Origin of the sequence: Flavobacterium sp. J372, assembly GCF_024699965.1 — a bacterium.
In the GTDB taxonomy this organism is placed as follows: Bacteria; Bacteroidota; Bacteroidia; order Flavobacteriales; family Flavobacteriaceae; genus Flavobacterium.
Genome location: NZ_JAJOMZ010000004.1, coordinates 504,271 through 520,299 on the forward strand (window position 1 = coordinate 504,271; position 16,029 = coordinate 520,299).

A 16,029-nucleotide genomic window follows, 5' to 3' on the forward strand; every position below is an offset into this window, starting at 1 on the left:
TCGTTTAGTTTCTAAATTTGCAAATTGATATCTATTTTATGCTTGAAAAGGAAACTACAAATTTTGAAAAGACAGTAATTGCAGGAATAATTACACAAAATCAGTCTGAAGATAAACTTAATGAATATTTGGATGAACTGGAATTCCTGACTTTTACCGCTGGCGGAGAGGCTATAAAGCGATTTTCGCAGAAAATGGATAAACCAAATCCAAAAACATTTTTAGGCACCGGAAAAATTGAAGAGATTAATACATATATTAAAGAGTATGGTGTTTCTACCGTAATCTTTGATGATGAGCTTACTCCTGCCCAGCAAAAAAACCTGACCCGCGAGCTTGACTGTAAAGTACTTGACCGTACCAACCTCATCCTTGACATTTTTGCGCAGCGTGCGGAAACATCTTATGCACGCACCCAGGTTGAGCTGGCGCAATGCCAGTACTTACTGCCACGCCTATCGGGTATGTGGACACACCTTGAGCGCCAGCGTGGCGGTATAGGTATGCGCGGACCCGGTGAAACAGAAATTGAGACTGACCGCCGTATTGTGCGCGACCGAATAGCTTTATTAAAAGAAAAAATCAGGACTATAGACCGCCAGATGAGTGTACAGCGCAGCAATCGGGGCGCTATGGTACGGGTAGCACTGGTAGGATATACAAATGTAGGCAAGTCAACCCTTATGAACGTGATAAGCAAAAGCGAAGTATTTGTTGAGAACAAGCTCTTCGCCACACTTGATACTACTGTACGTAAGGTGGTAATTAAAAACCTGCCGTTTCTACTGAGCGATACCGTTGGTTTCATCAGAAAATTACCTACTCAACTGGTAGAATCGTTTAAAAGCACACTTGATGAAGTGCGTGAAGCTGACCTGCTGCTACATGTAGTTGATATTTCGCATCCTGATTTTGAAGACCATATTGCATCGGTAAACCAAATATTGCAGGACATAAAGAGCATTGACAAGCCTACTATTATGGTTTTCAATAAAATTGATGCTTATAAGCCGCTGAAGATTGATGCTGATGACCTGATGACCGAAAAAACATCGCAGCACAATACCCTGGAAGAATGGCGCGAAACCTGGATGAGCAATGTAGGCGAAAAAAATGCGCTATTCATTTCAGCAACCAATAAAGAAAATTTTGAAGAATTCCGCGAAAAGGTGTATGAAGCAGTAAGAGAAATACATATCACGCGTTTTCCGTATAATAATTTCCTTTATCCTGATTACAAGGAAAATCTTTCAGAAGATAAGGAATAAATGTAAGGGTTACCATCAGGGTAATCCTTTTTTAATACAACACATATAATAATGCAGGACCAAAACACAACAGCGCCTTTACTTACGTCATATCAAAAGTTTGTAATATTTATACTTGCCATAACACAGTTTACAGTAATACTCGATTTTATGGTAATGTCGCCATTGGGTGATATCCTTATGAAAGACATGAAGCTGTCGCCTTCCCAATTTGGCATAGCTGTTTCGGCATATGCTTTTAGTGCAGGTGCTTCAGGGTTATTAACTGCAGGCTTCGCTGATAAATTTGACAGGAAGAAGCTGTTGCTGTTTTTTTACATAGGCTTTATTATCGGCACCTTACTATGTGGTGTGGTTGATACCTTTGTTACGCTGGTGGCTGCACGTATTTTCACCGGCCTCTTTGGCGGGGTTATCGGCTCTATATCTATGGCTATCGTAGCCGACTTGTTTGCACTGCAACAGCGTGGGAGAGTTATGGGATTCCTGCAAATGGGGTTTGGGGCCAGCCAGGTTATGGGTATACCCATCGGGCTGTACCTTGCCGATAAATGGCACTGGCATATGCCATTTTTATGGATAGCCATTATGGCCGCTATTGTGGCGGTACTTATAGGTGTACGAATGGGGCCTATTAACGCGCATCTGGCTGTAAAGCAAGACAAAAGCCCCTTCCTGCATTTATGGCACACGGTAAGGAATGCTGATTACCGTATAGGTTTCACCGCAACGGCGCTTCTTTCGATAGGCGGCTTTATGATGATGCCTTTCGGTACAGCCTTCGCAGTAAATAATCAAGGCGTGAGCCACAGCCAGCTGCCACTCATATTCATGGTGGCGGGTGTGAGCACACTGTTCCTGATGCCGATGATTGGTAAACTGAGCGATAAGGTAGATAAATTGAAGCTATTTGCCATTGCCTGCTTATGGATGATTGCCGTGGTAGTGGTTTATACTCATCTGGCCAATGCTGCATTATGGATAGTTATTGGCTTTAATGTATTAATGATGATTGGCATTACTGGCCGTATGGTACCATCTACAGCGCTTGTAACCGGCGTGCCCGAGATGAAAGATCGCGGCGCATTTATGAGTATAAACTCATCTTTACAGCAAATTGCAGGAGGTGTGGCAGCCGCTTTTGCAGGTACAATCGTTGTACAGCAAACAACTACCAGCCCATTGGAACATTATGACATTGTAGGATATATTGTTGCCGCAATCACGTTGATAAGTATTTGGCTTATGTGGCGGGTAAATAAAATGGTAAAGCGCAAACTTGCCGCTGCCCCGCCTGTTCATACCGAGTTTACCGATGTGCCCGTACAGGAGATATAGTCCTCTTCCATTTGGCTTCGCCGAACCACTTCGTTAGGTGTCGAGCGAAATGTAATGAAACTGAGAAATGTCAAACAATACTGAGATTTCTACTTCCCCGAAATGGAAGACGTTAATGCTGTTTAAAACCCGTAATTAACTGCTACCCCAAATACCTGCCTTACCTGGAATCCGCGGAAGGCATTATCATCATAAATCGTCTGGAATGACAGGTTGGTGGTAAGGTATCGGTTAATCTTCATAACTATATTCAACTGGTAGTCGATATCTACGTTCTGTGGGTCTTCCAGATAATTTGAATATAAATTCAGGATGTTTTCAAACGTCACATTGGCAATCACATCAAGTTTATAGTAAGCTGATGCATTAAAACCAAGTTCATATCGCGTAGATTTGCCTTCTTTCACGCCAAAGTATTCTTCATCAGGTAGTGTAAAAGCCTTATCTACAAAAGTGAATTTTGATGTTGCCGGACTCAGGTTTACTTTCAGGTTTTCATCGCGTTTGTACAGCATACCGGGACCGGCATACAAATAGCCTGGCGACATAAAGTTGGTATATTCCTCACGCACCTCAACACCTTCATCGGTACGCTCATACATGTAGCCTTTGGTAAACTGGGTTTTGAAGTTAGCAAAAGCGGAGTAATACCAGTATCTTGAAATTTGCCTGCCCAAAACGGAATTTATTTCGAGCCTGTCATCTGTCTTTTTTGCAAAGGCGCTGGTACGCGTTTTCACGATACCGTATGATGCTATGAACTTATTATCCCAAGACCAGACACCCTTTTTATAATTTACATCATAGTTAATCCCTACGTTGCCCGATATATTATTTTCACCACCGGCCAGCCAGTTGTCAAAAGTAGACTGGTTAAACAGTAGTGATGCATTTCCTTTAGCCATCCACGGGCTTATTGTATCAGTCACAATACCCGAAGGTGCAATCGTATCTTGTTGTGCATACAGCGCCGGAACTGCGAATAATGTTAGAAGTGCAAATAGTTTCTTCATGATGTTTATTGGTTTAGGCGGATTATCTCTTCTTATAGAGCGGGACAGATGAACATGCCTCGCCAAACATTATACTTTTGGCAACAGGCAACAGCTTTTGGGTAGCCAGTGTATATACCTGCTGTGGCACAGGCTTTCGGGCACAACCTTTAATGATAACAGGCTTGCCTTCGTATTGGCTGTAGTCTAACCCCGCAAGTATTTCACTATATAATATCGTGTTCATTTCTTCAACAGAGCCTTGTATCACTTTCTTCGCAAATGGTTGCAGATAAGTTGTAATAAGCATATAAGCCCAGGCGGGCACAATAGCATCGGTACTGCATTGAATGGCAATAAACTTATCCTCATATTGCTGCCAGTCATGGTTTTTAAGGCTCTCGCGGAATTCTTTTTCCCTCAGTACAAAACCTTCCCACAGCCATTGTGAAATATCAATTACCACGCGCTCACCATCAGGGTAATAATCTTCAAGGTCAAATACCTGCAGGGCGCTGTTGGCAACGCGGTTTATTATTTCGTCTTCTATATTTGTTTCAGGTTTCATGTTTCAGGTTTGTTTTTACAATTCTTTTTCGCGCCATTTAAGCAGCAAATAGAACTTTATAACTTTCAACTTTAAAACTTTATGACTTCTTAAAGCATTCCAAGCTCCAGCTTAGCCTCTTCGCTCATAAGGTCGCGGCTCCATGGCGGGTCAAAAGTAATCTCTACCTCAGTGTCTTTTACGCCCTCTATTTTATTGATCTTATCCTGCACTTCCTGCGGAAGGCTCTCCGCTACCGGGCAGTTAGGTGATGTAAGCGTCATGAGTATCTTCACTTCGTTATCGGTATTTACCATTACATCATATATAAGCCCAAGCTCATATATATCTACCGGGATTTCAGGATCATAAATACCTTTAAGTACTTTTACTATTTGCTCGCCAAGTTGTGCAGTGTCTATTTCGTGTTCCATAAGTTTATTGTTTGGCGCTGAAAGCCAGCGCATACATTTTTATTTGTTTTATCATGCTCACCAATCCGTTAGCTCGGGTTGGCGAAAGGTGTTCCTTTAAACCTATTTCATCTATAAAGGTGGTATCAGCATCAAGAATATCTTTCGGGCTTTGATTAGAAAACACCCTTATTAATATAGCAATGATGCCTTTGGTAAGGATGGCATCGCTATCGGCTGTAAACACAACTTTACCATCCTGTTGTTCACCGTGCAGCCACACTTTGCTTTGGCAGCCTTTTATGATATTCTCTTCGGTTTTATACTGCTCTTCAACTAACGGAAGTGTCTTCCCAAGGTCGATAACGTACTGGTAACGCTCTTCCCAATCCTCAAACATTGAGAATTCATCGATGATATCGTCCTGTATTTCTTTAATTGTCATTATTCTTTTACCTGTATTTTACCTACTCCCGATATTCCGGTAATTTCATCAACCAATGCTTTTATCTCAGCCGGCGGGTTGCCGTCATCAAATGTTACACTACGGTAAATTGCATCACTTGCTGTAATAGTAAGGTGTGCCGCCATTGCACCGTCATATTGGTGTGCTTTGGTTGGCGCCTCAAGGGTTTCCATCTTTTCAAGGTTCACTTTTTTAGCCAGTGCTGTGAGTTTGTCCCAGTTATCTTTACTGAGCGGATAAGTTGCTTCTATATTTTTACCAAGCCTAAGCTCCTTCACTTCAACTTTATCACGCGTTATGGTAACTTCTTTATTTGAGCCGCGGGTATAGGCTTTGTACTCTAATACGGTAATATCAGTACTGGCCTGCTTTTGGCTATTCTGTGATGATGAGCAGCCGGCACCTGCTACTATCATTATTACTATTGCAAGATATTTTTTCATACTTGTAAAGTTACTCTTTTTAAGCGAGCATCATTTTGGCTTTGTTAAGTCCTGCCACAAGCGCATCAATCTCTTCTTTTGTATTGTAAAAAGCGAATGACGCCCTTATTGTTCCGGGTATCCCGAAATACTGCATAATCGGCTGTGTACAGTGATTGCCCGTGCGCACCGCTATACCCATCTTATCAAGAATCGCGCCGACATCATAAGGATGCAGGCCTTCAATCATAAATGATATAACCGAAGTTTTGTGTTCCGCGGTGCCTATAATGCGGAGGCCTTCAATCTTTAGCAGTTGCTCGGTACCGTAATCCAATAGTTCCTGTTCGTAAGCAATGATATTATCAAATCCTACGCTATCAAGATAATCAATAGCAATGCCAAGCACTATTCCGCCCGCAATATTTGGTGTACCTGCTTCAAACTTATGCGGAAGGTCGGCATAGGTAGTTTTCTCAAAACTCACATCCTTTATCATTTCACCACCGCCCTGGTATGGTGGCAGCTTGTTGAGCCATTCTTCTTTACCATATAGCACGCCGCTACCCGTTGGCCCGCATGCTTTGTGTCCAGAGAAGGTATAAAAATCACAATCCAGCGCCTGCATGTCAGGACGCAGGTGCGGGGCAGCCTGTGCACCGTCAATCAACACGGCAGCGCCTACAGTATGGGCTTTATCTATGATATACTTTATGGGGTTGATAGTGCCCAGCGCATTACTGATATGGTTTACGGCAACAATCCTGGTCTTATCTGTTAACAGTTTGTTAAACTCTTCCATCACTAGCTCACCGTTGTCATTCATCGGGATCACAACCAGTTTTGCACCGGTACGTTCACAAAGCATCTGCCAAGGCACAATGTTGCTGTGGTGCTCAATAGCCGATACCATTACCTCATCACCTTCTTTTACAAACTTTGTAAAACCATTTGCAACGAGGTTAATCCCGTGTGTTGTCCCGGCAGTAAACAATACTTCGTGCGCGTACCTGGCGTTCAGGTGCTTCTGTATCTTTTGCCGTGAGGCTTCATAGGCATCGGTAGCCAGCTGGCTCAGGGCATGCACCCCGCGGTGAATGTTACTGTTTATTTCGCTATAGTATTTTGAGATGGCATCAATAACCACCTGCGGCTTTTGCGAGGTCGCGGCATTATCAAAGTACACGAGAGGCCTGCCGTTTACCTTTTGGTTAAGTATCGGGAAATCTGCCCTTACCTTTTGTATATCTAACATAGTCTTTTCCTGAAAATTAAGGCTGTAAAGCCAGTACAAAGGTAGTCATGTTTAGCTAAAAATCCGAACTGTAAAGGCTTTAACATTCAGCCCTGAAATTATTCTGTTTACGGCTTTTTCAGATGGGAAATAGTTTGTAAGTTTGCGCTTATTTAGATTTAGTAAAAACAACAATCGTTCATAACCAATGAAAAAACTCACCGCTATTGTTGCCTTTTGCCTTATAATGGCAGGCGTTTCATGCAAAAAATCTGAAAAATCTACTGAAACTGAAACTGCAAAAGACACAACCACTGTTGCAAAAACAAACAATAAAATCGTATCGCTTAGCGGCGCCGTTACCGAAATTGTAGCTGCTCTTGGCCATGAAGGCGAGATTGTGGCACGTGATGTTACCAGCACCTACCCTGAAAGCGTGAAAAATTCCGCTAAAGACCTTGGGCACGTTCGCAGTATCTCAATAGAATCTATCATGGCGCTGCAGCCAACCCTTATATTGGCTACAGATAAGGATATGAATTCTGACCTTCTTGAAAAAATCAAGGCTGCAGGGGTTGACGCACATGTATTTACTCAGGATTTCTCTCCTGAAGGCACAAAAAAAACTCATTGCCGATGTTGCAAAAGCTCTTAAGCATGAAGACTATAGCGCCCTTACCAATAAAATTGATGAAGACCTGAAGCAGGTACAGCCACTTGCTAAAGCGCCAAAAGTGCTTTTCATATATGCACGTGGCGCAGGCACACTGATGGTTGCCGGTAAAAACACTCCTGTTGAAAAAATTATATCTGTGGCAGGCGGACAAAATGCTATTACAGAATTTGAAGACTTCAAGCCGCTTACTGCTGAGGCACTTATAAAAGGCAATCCTGATGTTATCCTGATGTTTGACTCTGGGCTTGGAAGCCTGGGTGGCCCTCAAGGTGTATTGAAATTGCCGGGGGTTGACAAGACTAACGCAGGCAAGAACAAAAAAATTATAACTATGGATGGCGCTTTGCTTTCAGGGTTCGGGCCACGCACTGGCGAGGCTGCGGCACAACTGAACAAGCTGCTTGCTGAAAATGCAAAATAGATTATCAATATACATGACATTTAGTGTGCTACTGCTGGCTGTGCTGGCGGTAGTTTCGCTATATATGGGCGTGTATATTTTTGAGAGGCATTCTGTTTTTGAATTACTTTCGGGCATTATTACCAATGACGGTTCCATCAGTGAAAGCGATCGTTTTGTAATGATGGGCCTGCGCCTGCCTCGTATTGTTATGGCTGTACTTATAGGCAGTGCACTGGCGGTTTCGGGCACGTGTATGCAAGGTATGTTCAAGAACCCGCTTGCCACGCCCGACCTTATCGGGATAACATCCGGTGCATCATTATTTGCTGCCGTAACAATCGTACTTGGCAGTTCGTTTAAAGACTATATCCCCGAATACCTGCACTACTCTATGCTCAGCATAATGGCTTTTGCAGGAGCGCTTATTACCATGATTTTGGTATACCGCATATCTACCAGCGGTGGGCGCACCAACGTTATCATTATGCTGCTTACAGGCGTGGCGATAACGGCTTTGGGATTTGCTATTACAGGATTCCTCATCTATATCTCAAAGGAAGAGCAGCTGCGTGACCTTACCTTCTGGAACCTGGGCAGCCTTGGAGGCGCTACATGGACAAAGAATGCAATACTGGCCATTGTAATTTCAATATCGTACTTCTTCCTCATCAACAAAGGAAAAGCGCTCAACGCAATGATGCTGGGCGAAAAAGATGCCGCACACCTGGGGATACCTGTTGAAAGAATAAAAAAACAAATTGTGGTGCTCACAGCCCTAATGGTTGGCGCAACGGTAGCATTTGCCGGCACTATTAGTTTTGTGGGCCTTATTGTGCCTTACATCCTCCGCCTGGTTTTTAAATCGAATTACCATATCATTTTACCGCTTTGTGCCGTTTTAGGAAGCGTGCTTATGCTTACGGCCGATACCATAAGCCGTACTATTGCCGCCCCAAGCGAGGTGCCTATAGGCATACTTACCGCACTTATGGGCGCGCCCATTTTTATAGCGATCCTGATACGTAGCCGAAAAACAATGTAGACTGAATTATGCTGGAAGCAAAACAAATAACCTACTCTCACCGCAAGTTTGCCATACTGCATGGCATTGATGTGGAAATAAACCAGGGCGAGCTGCTTGTCATTGTGGGCCCGAACGGTGCAGGAAAATCGACACTGCTTAGTGTGCTTGCCAACGAAATGGATAAGAGCGGTGATGCCATTGTCTTCAAGAAAAAGACGTTTAAAGAATGGGACGATAAAGACCTGGCGCACAACAAGGCTAAGTTCTCCCAAAACAATAACCATGACATACCACTCACGGTGAAAGATGTTGTGATGATGGGGCGCTACCCTTACTTTAATGCCACACCGCACAAAGCTGATAAAGATGCCGCTGTAAAAGCCATGGAAGAAACTGATGTTGCTGCCTTGAAAGACCGGGACTATAACTCGCTTTCCGGCGGGGAAAAGCAACGTGTACACCTTGCCCGTGTGCTTTGCCAGTTGGATAATGATGTAAGCAACAAGCTCATTTTTCTTGATGAGCCGCTTAATAACCTTGACGTTTTGCACCAGCACCGCATACTGCACACCGTAAAAAACTTTACAGAAAAAGGCAATACGGCAGTTATGGTGCTGCACGACCTTAACCTTGCCGCACAATTTGCCGACAGGGTAATGCTGTTGAAGAAAGGCAAAATAGTGAGCCATGATGTGCCTGACAAGGTTTTTACTAAAGAAATTATAAGCCGGGTGTACAATTTCCCGTGCACCATATGCCCTAACCCGGTAAACAAGAACCCTTTAATAATTTTCGGAATTTAAATACACGCATATATGAGTACAACAACTGAAACACTGAAATCACAATGGGAAGCCCTTAAGGCTGAAAACCCGCATATGAGAATACGCAACGCTGCTGAAAAGCTTGGTGTAAGCGAGGCTGAACTGGTAGCAACATCTATAGGAGAAGGCGTAACAAGGCTTCGCCCTGAGTTTGCTGCAATACTTACCGAGGTTGAAAAACTTAGTAAGGTAATGGCGCTTACCCGTAATGATGAGTGTGTTCACGAGCGCAAAGGCGTTTATCTTAACCCTGATTTCAGTTCACCGCATGCAGGATTGTTTGTAGGTGAGGACATCGACCTCCGTATCTTCCTTTCAGCTTGGGACAAAGCGTATGCAGTAGTAGAAAAAGGTGAAGACCGCGACAAGAAAAGCCTTCAGTTCTTCGGGAAAGACGGCCTTGCCATTCACAAGATATATACAACCAGAGACAGCAATGATGCCGCTTTTGATGTAATTGTCGAGCAGTTTAAGAGTGATAACCAAAGTAATGAAGAAACTACTGTGGCCGTTCCGCTGGATATCGACGAGAAACCGGATAGTGAAATTGATGTGGACGGATTTAAAGCCGCCTGGATCGATTTAAAAGACACGCATGAGTTCTTCGGTATGCTGAGGAAGTTTGGCGTAACCAGGACGCAGGCATTGCGTTTGGCGCCAAGCGAAGAGCATGCACATAAAATTGAGAAAGACGCTATAGTGAAAATGCTTGAAGGCGCTGCAGCACAAAAACTGCCGATTATGTGTTTTGTAGGCAACCGTGGCAATATCCAGATTCATACAGGCCTTGTACGCAAAACAATGTGGCACAACAACTGGTTCAATGTGATGGACCCTGACTTTAACCTTCACCTTGACATGGATAAGATTGCACAGACATGGATTGTGCGCAAACCAACAGAAGACGGTGTTGTGACTGCTATTGAGGTATTCAACGAAATGGGCGAAATTATCGTTCAGTTCTTCGGCAAGCGTAAGCCGGGCATACCTGAACTTACAGAATGGAGAGAGCTTGTAGCTTCATTATAATCAGGTTATATTTCAACAAAAGCCGTTCCTTTTCAGGAACGGCTTTTTTGTTGGCCAGAAATTGGGATTCGATTATACCAAGGCATGCAAACCTTTGATGAAAACTACTGGAGACAACTTGTAAGGTTTTTGATAGTTATCCTCAATGAAACCTCAGGAGCTTAGGCACTAAGAGTCTCAGGGGCTTTCTCAAATAAAAAAGTCCCGGCAGGAAATACATCCTGCCGGGACCTAACAAAAACAAACTTACTTACTATGTATATTTTATTATTGAAGTAGTGTATATTGGAATGTTGGGAAGCCTCTCTCACCATTTTGAGCTACCCCGCCGGTCATCTTTACTTTATAAATATTTCCTGCAGGATCTTTTACTACGTAGAACCGGTCTGTTCTAACAGTAAACTGTGCTACAGTACCACCAACTCCACCTGCTGTGCCTCTCCAATTAGAGCCGATGTTTCTTTGGTCATTTGTAAATTTAGACTGGTCAACATCAGCAAGTGTAAAGGCCTCATAAGTAATGGCACTGGTCATTACCTGGTAAGACCTTGCACCACCTTTTGTATTTGTTACGATAAAATCAGCGAAATAATACGGAACTGCAGGGCCACCCATAGAGAATGAGTTTACAAACGGTGTAAATGCAAGATCCCACTGATTCTTTTGTGGTTCAACCTGCGCAGTAGCATTGTTTACAAGGCTAAAGAATGTAAAGTTGTAGGCAGCATTTTTAGTAATTATTACTTCCTGATGTGTAGTTGCATCAATATCAGCATATTGAAGCTTATAATCATTTCCGCTCCTTAATACTCGGATTTTTTTCCACCCTCTGTGCTCACCTCCGGCAGAACCGTCTGAACCTAGAGCCGGAGCTGTAGAAGCAGGACCATTTCCAAGGTTTACAAGATATACTTTATTATCTGCATCATTAGCAGAAACATTAATCAGCAAACCTTCAACAAGCCCTTGAGGCTCATCAATTTGTGACAGAGATCCTGAACCCTGAGCTATAAACATTGACTCGTCAGCCTGGGCAGGAGCATCAATATTTGTTGTTTCAAGAGCTTTTGCAGACATTTTTATAGAATTATTTGTACCAACCCTAAAATCAGAGCCTCCATAAAATCTAAGCTCCCAAGATGTTCTTAATGCAGAAACATCATTACCTGTGCTAAGGTCAACAAATACAGCGTTAGGAGCAGTAGCGCCACCTGTTGCAGGTTGCTCAGCTCCACCAGATACTGCAGTGTCGTTAAGGTTTACCTGAATGGTTGTGTTACCTGTCAAATTTGCAGTAAATGATGTATTTACAATAGTGAATTTTACATTTTTAGCTGTTGTAGGTATGTTGGCAAGCAGCTTGTTAAATGTAAATTCAGCTGATGTTGCTCCTGCGTTAAAAGGTACAACTATGGTATTGTTGGTTAGTGCTGGCGAAGTAGAGAAATCTGTACCGTAAACAACGTTTGTAAGCTCTGTTGATACCGTTACCGTACCTGCCTGCGGAACTGCATTCTGGAAAAGGATCTGTACCGGTGTAGCGGCATCAGTAATGTTTATTGAAGGGTTTGCGAACGATACGCCTATTGATGGGCCCGCAGCCTGGTTAGAATCATCATCGCCACAGCTTGTAAAAACTGCCGCAACAAAAGCAAAAAGTAAAACGAAACTTTTTTTCATGTTTATAGATTATTAATTAAAATTGAGGTTATACGTTAGTTTTAAAAAGTAAGAGCGTCCATATCCCATTAGCAGGTTGGCTGAACTTGCAGTATGTATGCCATTACCGCCGGGCTGGTTAAATTGTACACTGGTAATATCAAGCAGGTTACGTGCACCTATAGTTACATCAAGCCTGTTACCAAAGAATGGCTGGCGGATAGAGGCATCCATCATTCCGAAGGCATCGATTTCTGATAATACAAAGTCAGGGTTGCCATTCGTATCAGGCGCATACACAAGCTGCTGGAAGCGACCGTTATATTTGTAATACACGGCAAGTTGCATATTCCATTTCGGGATGCGGTAACCTACAGAAGTATTTAAGTTGAAATTATAATAATAGTCATCGCTGCTGCGGGCATTTAAAGCGGCCAGGTCTATAACTTGCGAAACACCTATGAATGCAAAGCCAAGCTTTACATCAAAATTTTTATAATTTAATTGGTGTGATGTACTCAGGTTCCACATTTTATATGCATCAATATTCATGTACCTGTTACGTTGCAGCGGTGTCACTTCTGTCAGCACAAGGCTTATCCTGTCATCTACATCAAGGAATGTTACTGAAAGATTGTTCTGCAGCTGTGCGCCTGAAGCGAAATAAGTTGTTTTGCGGGCATTTGCCTCGTATGACATACTTTGCTCAGGAGAAAGGTCGGGATTGCCCTGCACATCGTGATTGCTGTCAACAAAATACGTATACAGCTCATCAAAGTTGGGTGTACGGTAAGAACGCCCAACAGAGGCACGCGCTTCAATACCGTGGCTGAATAAATAGCGGAGGCCGCCTGAAACCGCGTACTGATCTTCAAACTTCGACTGGAATGAATACCTTACACCGGGCCTGAAAGAAAACTTATCTGTAAAGTTATATTCTGCAGACAGGAAAGCATCATAATTCTCAAGGCGCTGGCGCACATTAGCTTTCTGTGCATTCTGGTCAAGGAACAAACCTGCATCAGCCGAGCCAAAACCGCGCTCGTTTACAGCTTCATAACCCAATTGCAGGTCATATTTTTTATCTTTAAAGAAATTAGTAAAAGTACCTGTTGAGTATAATGTCTCTTTAGATAAGTAGGTGTTAGTTACATTATCTCTTTCTTCTTCACTTAATATATAGTAGTTGAAATTTTCTAAATCACGCTGTTGTTTTTGATGAGAAAGCGAGATGTTAAAAATTACCTGCGAAAAGAGAGTACCGTATGAATTTATATGGTGAACATAACGGTTTGTTTTGTATCGCTTATCTCTTGAGTAATAGGTTTCAGGGAATGGGTAATTATCAATTGGAATAACAACCGGATTAAAGAAATCTACATTTTCGTCATAAAAGTCAAACTTATAGAAAACACGATAGTCTGCTTTTCGATATCCTATAAGCGCATTTGCGGCTATCTGCTGTTTAGGCAGCCAGCGGAAACCACGCCTGCCATCGTTTACAGCATATTCACCACCCTCCAGGCCATCATAAAACCCTGCAAAATCATTACGGTTTGCCCCTACTGTGGCAAACCAGTTCGGGCTGAAATTATGTGATACTTTCAGCGCCTGTATATGGCGGCCTTCATCAAACAATGCATATTCTTTACCTATAGTTTCTTCCTGTACGGTAGCCGTGATTTCTGTTTTATGGTTTGACGATTTTTTGGTGATGATATTCAACACACCTGTCACCGCGTTTGCACCATGTGTTACGCCCATTGATCCTTCAATGATCTCAATCTGCTCTACATCATCCAGATTTATTTGGGTAAGATCAGCATTATTGCCAAGGCCTGTATCGCTTACCAGCGGAACATTATCTACAAGAATCTTAAAATATTGCGCATCAAGCCCAAACATAGAGACTTGTGAACGCCCGTCGCTGCCATTGGTGCGAACAGTTATATTAAGATACTGGTTAAGAACATCTGCAAGGTTATTGGCTGCCTGGCGACGAATGTCTTCCCGGGTTATGACACGAACATTGTGTACGGCTTTTTTAAGTGACTGCGGTTCAAACTGGCCGGTAACTACTACTTCATCCAGCTTTTGGGGGCCAATGCTGTCCTGAACCGGCTGCTGTGCTAAGGCTGTAAAGCCTGATAATATTGATGTATAGAAAAGTGCGTTTGTAAATCTGCGCATTGCGGCTTTTAACTTAGATTAATTCTAAATTGCAAAGGTAAATGCCGGATAGTATATATGCAAATTATTTTTATTAATTCTAAATAAAACAAATCAGCGGCAAATGCCGCTGATTCAATATATTATGCAAATAGTAATATTTAAAGGTCAAAGCCCATATTTACACCAAGGTTCTGGGCTATAATTTTGGTGATGCGGTTCTTTAATTCAGGTATGCGGATGCTCTCTATGACCTCATTGCTGAAGGCATACATAAGCAGGGCCTTTGCTTCCTTTTGCGGTATACCGCGTGACTGCATGTAGAACATCGCATTCTCGTCAAGCTGGCCTATGGTACAGCCATGTGAACATTTTACGTCATCAGCAAAAATTTCCAGCTGCGGCTTTGCGTTGATAGTTGCCTTATCACTTAAAAGTATATTATTATTCTGCTGGAAAGCATCGGTTTTCTGAGCCTCCTTTTCTACATATATCTTACCATTGAACACACCTGTAGCATTGTCATTAAAAATGCCCTTATAGTTCTGGTGGCTCTGGCAGTCCGGTTCGGCATGACGTACCAGCGTGTAGTGGTCTACAAACTGCTTTTCTTTAATGATGGTGATACCCTTCAGCGTACTCTCTACATGGTCGCCCTGGTGATAGAAATTCAGGTTGTTGCGGGTAATGTTACCCCCGAACGAGAAAGTGTGCACAGAGGCGTTGCTTTCGCGTTTCTGGGCTATATAAGTATTGTCTACCAGGTTGGCTGTAAGCACATCATTTTGTATCTTGTAATAATCTACTATGGCGCGCTCCTGGGCAAATATTTCGGTAACTGAATTAGTTAGCACCGGGTTGCTGTTTAGGCTCTGGTGGCGCTCTATTATCTGTACCTGGGCATTCTTGCCAACTATAATAAGGTTGCGTGGCTGTACCATAAGCGCTGCCTCGTTGCCTGTTGAAAGGTACATTATCTCGATAGGCTTATCGGCAACTTTATTTTTCGGGATGTTGATGTACGCACCTTCCGCTGCAAAAGCAGTATTTAATGACGTAAGGCTGTCTTCGGTATTGGCAATTTTGTTGAAGTACTTATCAATGACCTCCTTGTATTTTGGCTTTGTAAGCGCTGAAGACATAAGGCAAACATCAAGCCCGTCATGTGTGGTTGATGACAGGAATGAGCTGAAGACGCCATCAATGAATACCACTTTGTAAGTGTCAATCTCGTGCAGGAAGTATTTCTTCACGGCAGAATAGTCAACCGCATTCTCTTCTTTTGGAAATACACTGAAATCATTTTTCAGCACACTGTTGAGCGATGTATATTTCCAAGCCTCATCCCTTTTTGTAGGGAATCCCTTCGCTTCAAATGTCTTTATGGCTTCTGTCCTTATTTCATGCAGGTCCGAAGTAACGTCAACACGCTCTTCAAACGCCATGAACGACGATAAAAGTTTCTCTTTCAAATCCATTGTAATGTGTTTGAAGTTGTAATGTTCAATGTTTGAAAGTTTCGTGACGCGAACCGGAAGCTAACTTTCTAACATTATAACTTTCAA

The 16,029-nt window shown here is 42.8% G+C and carries 14 protein-coding genes and 1 pseudogene; 6 read left to right on the top strand and 9 right to left on the bottom strand.

What is annotated here, in order from left to right:
* Positions 1 to 38 precede the first annotated feature (38 nt).
* Positions 39 to 1,268: a GTPase HflX gene (gene hflX / locus LRS05_RS02670; protein ID WP_257866903.1), complete on the top strand. Its 1,230-nt coding sequence runs from the start codon at positions 39 to 41 to the stop codon at positions 1,266 to 1,268.
* Positions 1,269 to 1,319: 51 nt separating this feature from the next.
* On the top strand, positions 1,320 to 2,606 hold the full coding sequence (locus LRS05_RS02675; protein WP_257866904.1) for an MFS transporter: 1,287 nt from the start codon (positions 1,320 to 1,322) through the stop codon (positions 2,604 to 2,606).
* A gap of 122 nt (positions 2,607 to 2,728) precedes the next feature.
* Here the strand turns inward: LRS05_RS02675 and LRS05_RS02680 are convergent, their stop codons facing one another.
* The 6 genes from LRS05_RS02680 to LRS05_RS02705 form a co-directional block, all read right to left on the bottom strand.
* Positions 2,729 to 3,619 (bottom strand): DUF3078 domain-containing protein, encoded by an 891-nt coding sequence (locus LRS05_RS02680; RefSeq protein ID WP_257866905.1) that lies wholly within the window; start codon positions 3,617 to 3,619, stop codon positions 2,729 to 2,731.
* Positions 3,620 to 3,641: 22 nt separating this feature from the next.
* Positions 3,642 to 4,166, bottom strand: a complete 525-nt coding sequence (locus tag LRS05_RS02685) for a DUF2480 family protein (protein ID WP_257866906.1) — start codon at positions 4,164 to 4,166, stop codon at positions 3,642 to 3,644.
* An 89-nt stretch (positions 4,167 to 4,255) separates the two neighbouring features.
* Entirely contained in the window at positions 4,256 to 4,579 is a 324-nt protein-coding gene (locus tag LRS05_RS02690) for an SUF system Fe-S cluster assembly protein (protein ID WP_257866907.1), read from the bottom strand.
* Between the two features lie 4 nt (positions 4,580 to 4,583).
* Positions 4,584 to 5,003 carry a SufE family protein gene (locus LRS05_RS02695; protein ID WP_257866908.1) on the bottom strand — a complete coding sequence of 140 codons (420 nt, stop codon included), beginning with the start codon at positions 5,001 to 5,003 and terminating at the stop codon, positions 4,584 to 4,586.
* Positions 5,003 to 5,467 (bottom strand): hypothetical protein, encoded by a 465-nt coding sequence (locus LRS05_RS02700; protein ID WP_257866909.1) that lies wholly within the window; start codon positions 5,465 to 5,467, stop codon positions 5,003 to 5,005. Before LRS05_RS02700 ends, LRS05_RS02695 begins: the two co-directional genes overlap by 1 nt.
* A gap of 19 nt (positions 5,468 to 5,486) precedes the next feature.
* Positions 5,487 to 6,701 carry an aminotransferase class V-fold PLP-dependent enzyme gene (locus LRS05_RS02705; RefSeq protein WP_257866910.1) on the bottom strand — a complete coding sequence of 405 codons (1,215 nt, stop codon included), beginning with the start codon at positions 6,699 to 6,701 and terminating at the stop codon, positions 5,487 to 5,489.
* Positions 6,702 to 6,888: 187 nt separating this feature from the next.
* Between LRS05_RS02705 and LRS05_RS02710 the strand changes: the two are divergent.
* The 4 genes and pseudogenes from LRS05_RS02710 (at position 6,889) to LRS05_RS02725 (ending at position 10,636) form a co-directional block, all read left to right on the top strand.
* Positions 6,889 to 7,777, top strand: a pseudogene (locus LRS05_RS02710) (hemin ABC transporter substrate-binding protein).
* Positions 7,767 to 8,801 (top strand): iron ABC transporter permease, encoded by a 1,035-nt coding sequence (locus LRS05_RS02715; RefSeq protein ID WP_257866911.1) that lies wholly within the window; start codon positions 7,767 to 7,769, stop codon positions 8,799 to 8,801. The pseudogene LRS05_RS02710 and the gene LRS05_RS02715 overlap by 11 nt, the downstream one beginning before the upstream one ends.
* An 8-nt stretch (positions 8,802 to 8,809) precedes the next feature.
* Positions 8,810 to 9,586, top strand: a complete 777-nt coding sequence (locus LRS05_RS02720; RefSeq protein ID WP_257866912.1) for a heme ABC transporter ATP-binding protein — start codon at positions 8,810 to 8,812, stop codon at positions 9,584 to 9,586.
* Between the two features lie 12 nt (positions 9,587 to 9,598).
* Positions 9,599 to 10,636 (top strand): hemin-degrading factor, encoded by a 1,038-nt coding sequence (locus LRS05_RS02725; protein WP_257866913.1) that lies wholly within the window; start codon positions 9,599 to 9,601, stop codon positions 10,634 to 10,636.
* 267 nt (positions 10,637 to 10,903) lie between these two features.
* On the opposite strand, the gene LRS05_RS02730 is transcribed toward LRS05_RS02725, so the two are convergent.
* The 3 genes from LRS05_RS02730 to sufD form a co-directional block, all read right to left on the bottom strand.
* A complete protein-coding gene (locus tag LRS05_RS02730; protein WP_257866914.1) occupies positions 10,904 to 12,316 on the bottom strand; it encodes an HmuY family protein in 1,413 nt (470 codons plus the stop codon).
* Positions 12,317 to 12,328: 12 nt separating this feature from the next.
* A complete protein-coding gene (locus LRS05_RS02735) occupies positions 12,329 to 14,485 on the bottom strand; it encodes a TonB-dependent siderophore receptor (protein ID WP_257866915.1) in 2,157 nt (718 codons plus the stop codon).
* A 140-nt stretch (positions 14,486 to 14,625) separates the two neighbouring features.
* Positions 14,626 to 15,942, bottom strand: coding sequence for a Fe-S cluster assembly protein SufD (gene sufD / locus LRS05_RS02740; protein ID WP_257866916.1), 1,317 nt, complete (start codon positions 15,940 to 15,942; stop codon positions 14,626 to 14,628).
* Positions 15,943 to 16,029: the final 87 nt, after the last annotated feature.

Excerpts from the sequence above, each read along its gene's own strand:
- LRS05_RS02675 (WP_257866904.1), top strand. The coding sequence starts at position 1,320 with ATGCAGGACCAAAACACAACAGCGCCTTTACTTACGTCATATCAAAAG.
- LRS05_RS02700 (WP_257866909.1), bottom strand. The coding sequence starts at position 5,467 with ATGAAAAAATATCTTGCAATAGTAATAATGATAGTAGCAGGTGCCGGC.
- LRS05_RS02695 (WP_257866908.1), bottom strand. The coding sequence starts at position 5,003 with ATGACAATTAAAGAAATACAGGACGATATCATCGATGAATTCTCAATG.
- LRS05_RS02735 (WP_257866915.1), bottom strand. The coding sequence starts at position 14,485 with ATGCGCAGATTTACAAACGCACTTTTCTATACATCAATATTATCAGGC.
- LRS05_RS02715 (WP_257866911.1), top strand. The coding sequence starts at position 7,767 with ATGCAAAATAGATTATCAATATACATGACATTTAGTGTGCTACTGCTG.
- LRS05_RS02680 (WP_257866905.1), bottom strand. The coding sequence starts at position 3,619 with ATGAAGAAACTATTTGCACTTCTAACATTATTCGCAGTTCCGGCGCTG.
- LRS05_RS02685 (WP_257866906.1), bottom strand. The coding sequence starts at position 4,166 with ATGAAACCTGAAACAAATATAGAAGACGAAATAATAAACCGCGTTGCC.
- LRS05_RS02690 (WP_257866907.1), bottom strand. The coding sequence starts at position 4,579 with ATGGAACACGAAATAGACACTGCACAACTTGGCGAGCAAATAGTAAAA.
- LRS05_RS02730 (WP_257866914.1), bottom strand. The coding sequence starts at position 12,316 with ATGAAAAAAAGTTTCGTTTTACTTTTTGCTTTTGTTGCGGCAGTTTTT.
- LRS05_RS02705 (WP_257866910.1), bottom strand. The coding sequence starts at position 6,701 with ATGTTAGATATACAAAAGGTAAGGGCAGATTTCCCGATACTTAACCAA.
- hflX (WP_257866903.1), top strand. The coding sequence starts at position 39 with ATGCTTGAAAAGGAAACTACAAATTTTGAAAAGACAGTAATTGCAGGA.
- LRS05_RS02725 (WP_257866913.1), top strand. The coding sequence starts at position 9,599 with ATGAGTACAACAACTGAAACACTGAAATCACAATGGGAAGCCCTTAAG.
- LRS05_RS02720 (WP_257866912.1), top strand. The coding sequence starts at position 8,810 with ATGCTGGAAGCAAAACAAATAACCTACTCTCACCGCAAGTTTGCCATA.
- sufD (WP_257866916.1), bottom strand. The coding sequence starts at position 15,942 with ATGGATTTGAAAGAGAAACTTTTATCGTCGTTCATGGCGTTTGAAGAG.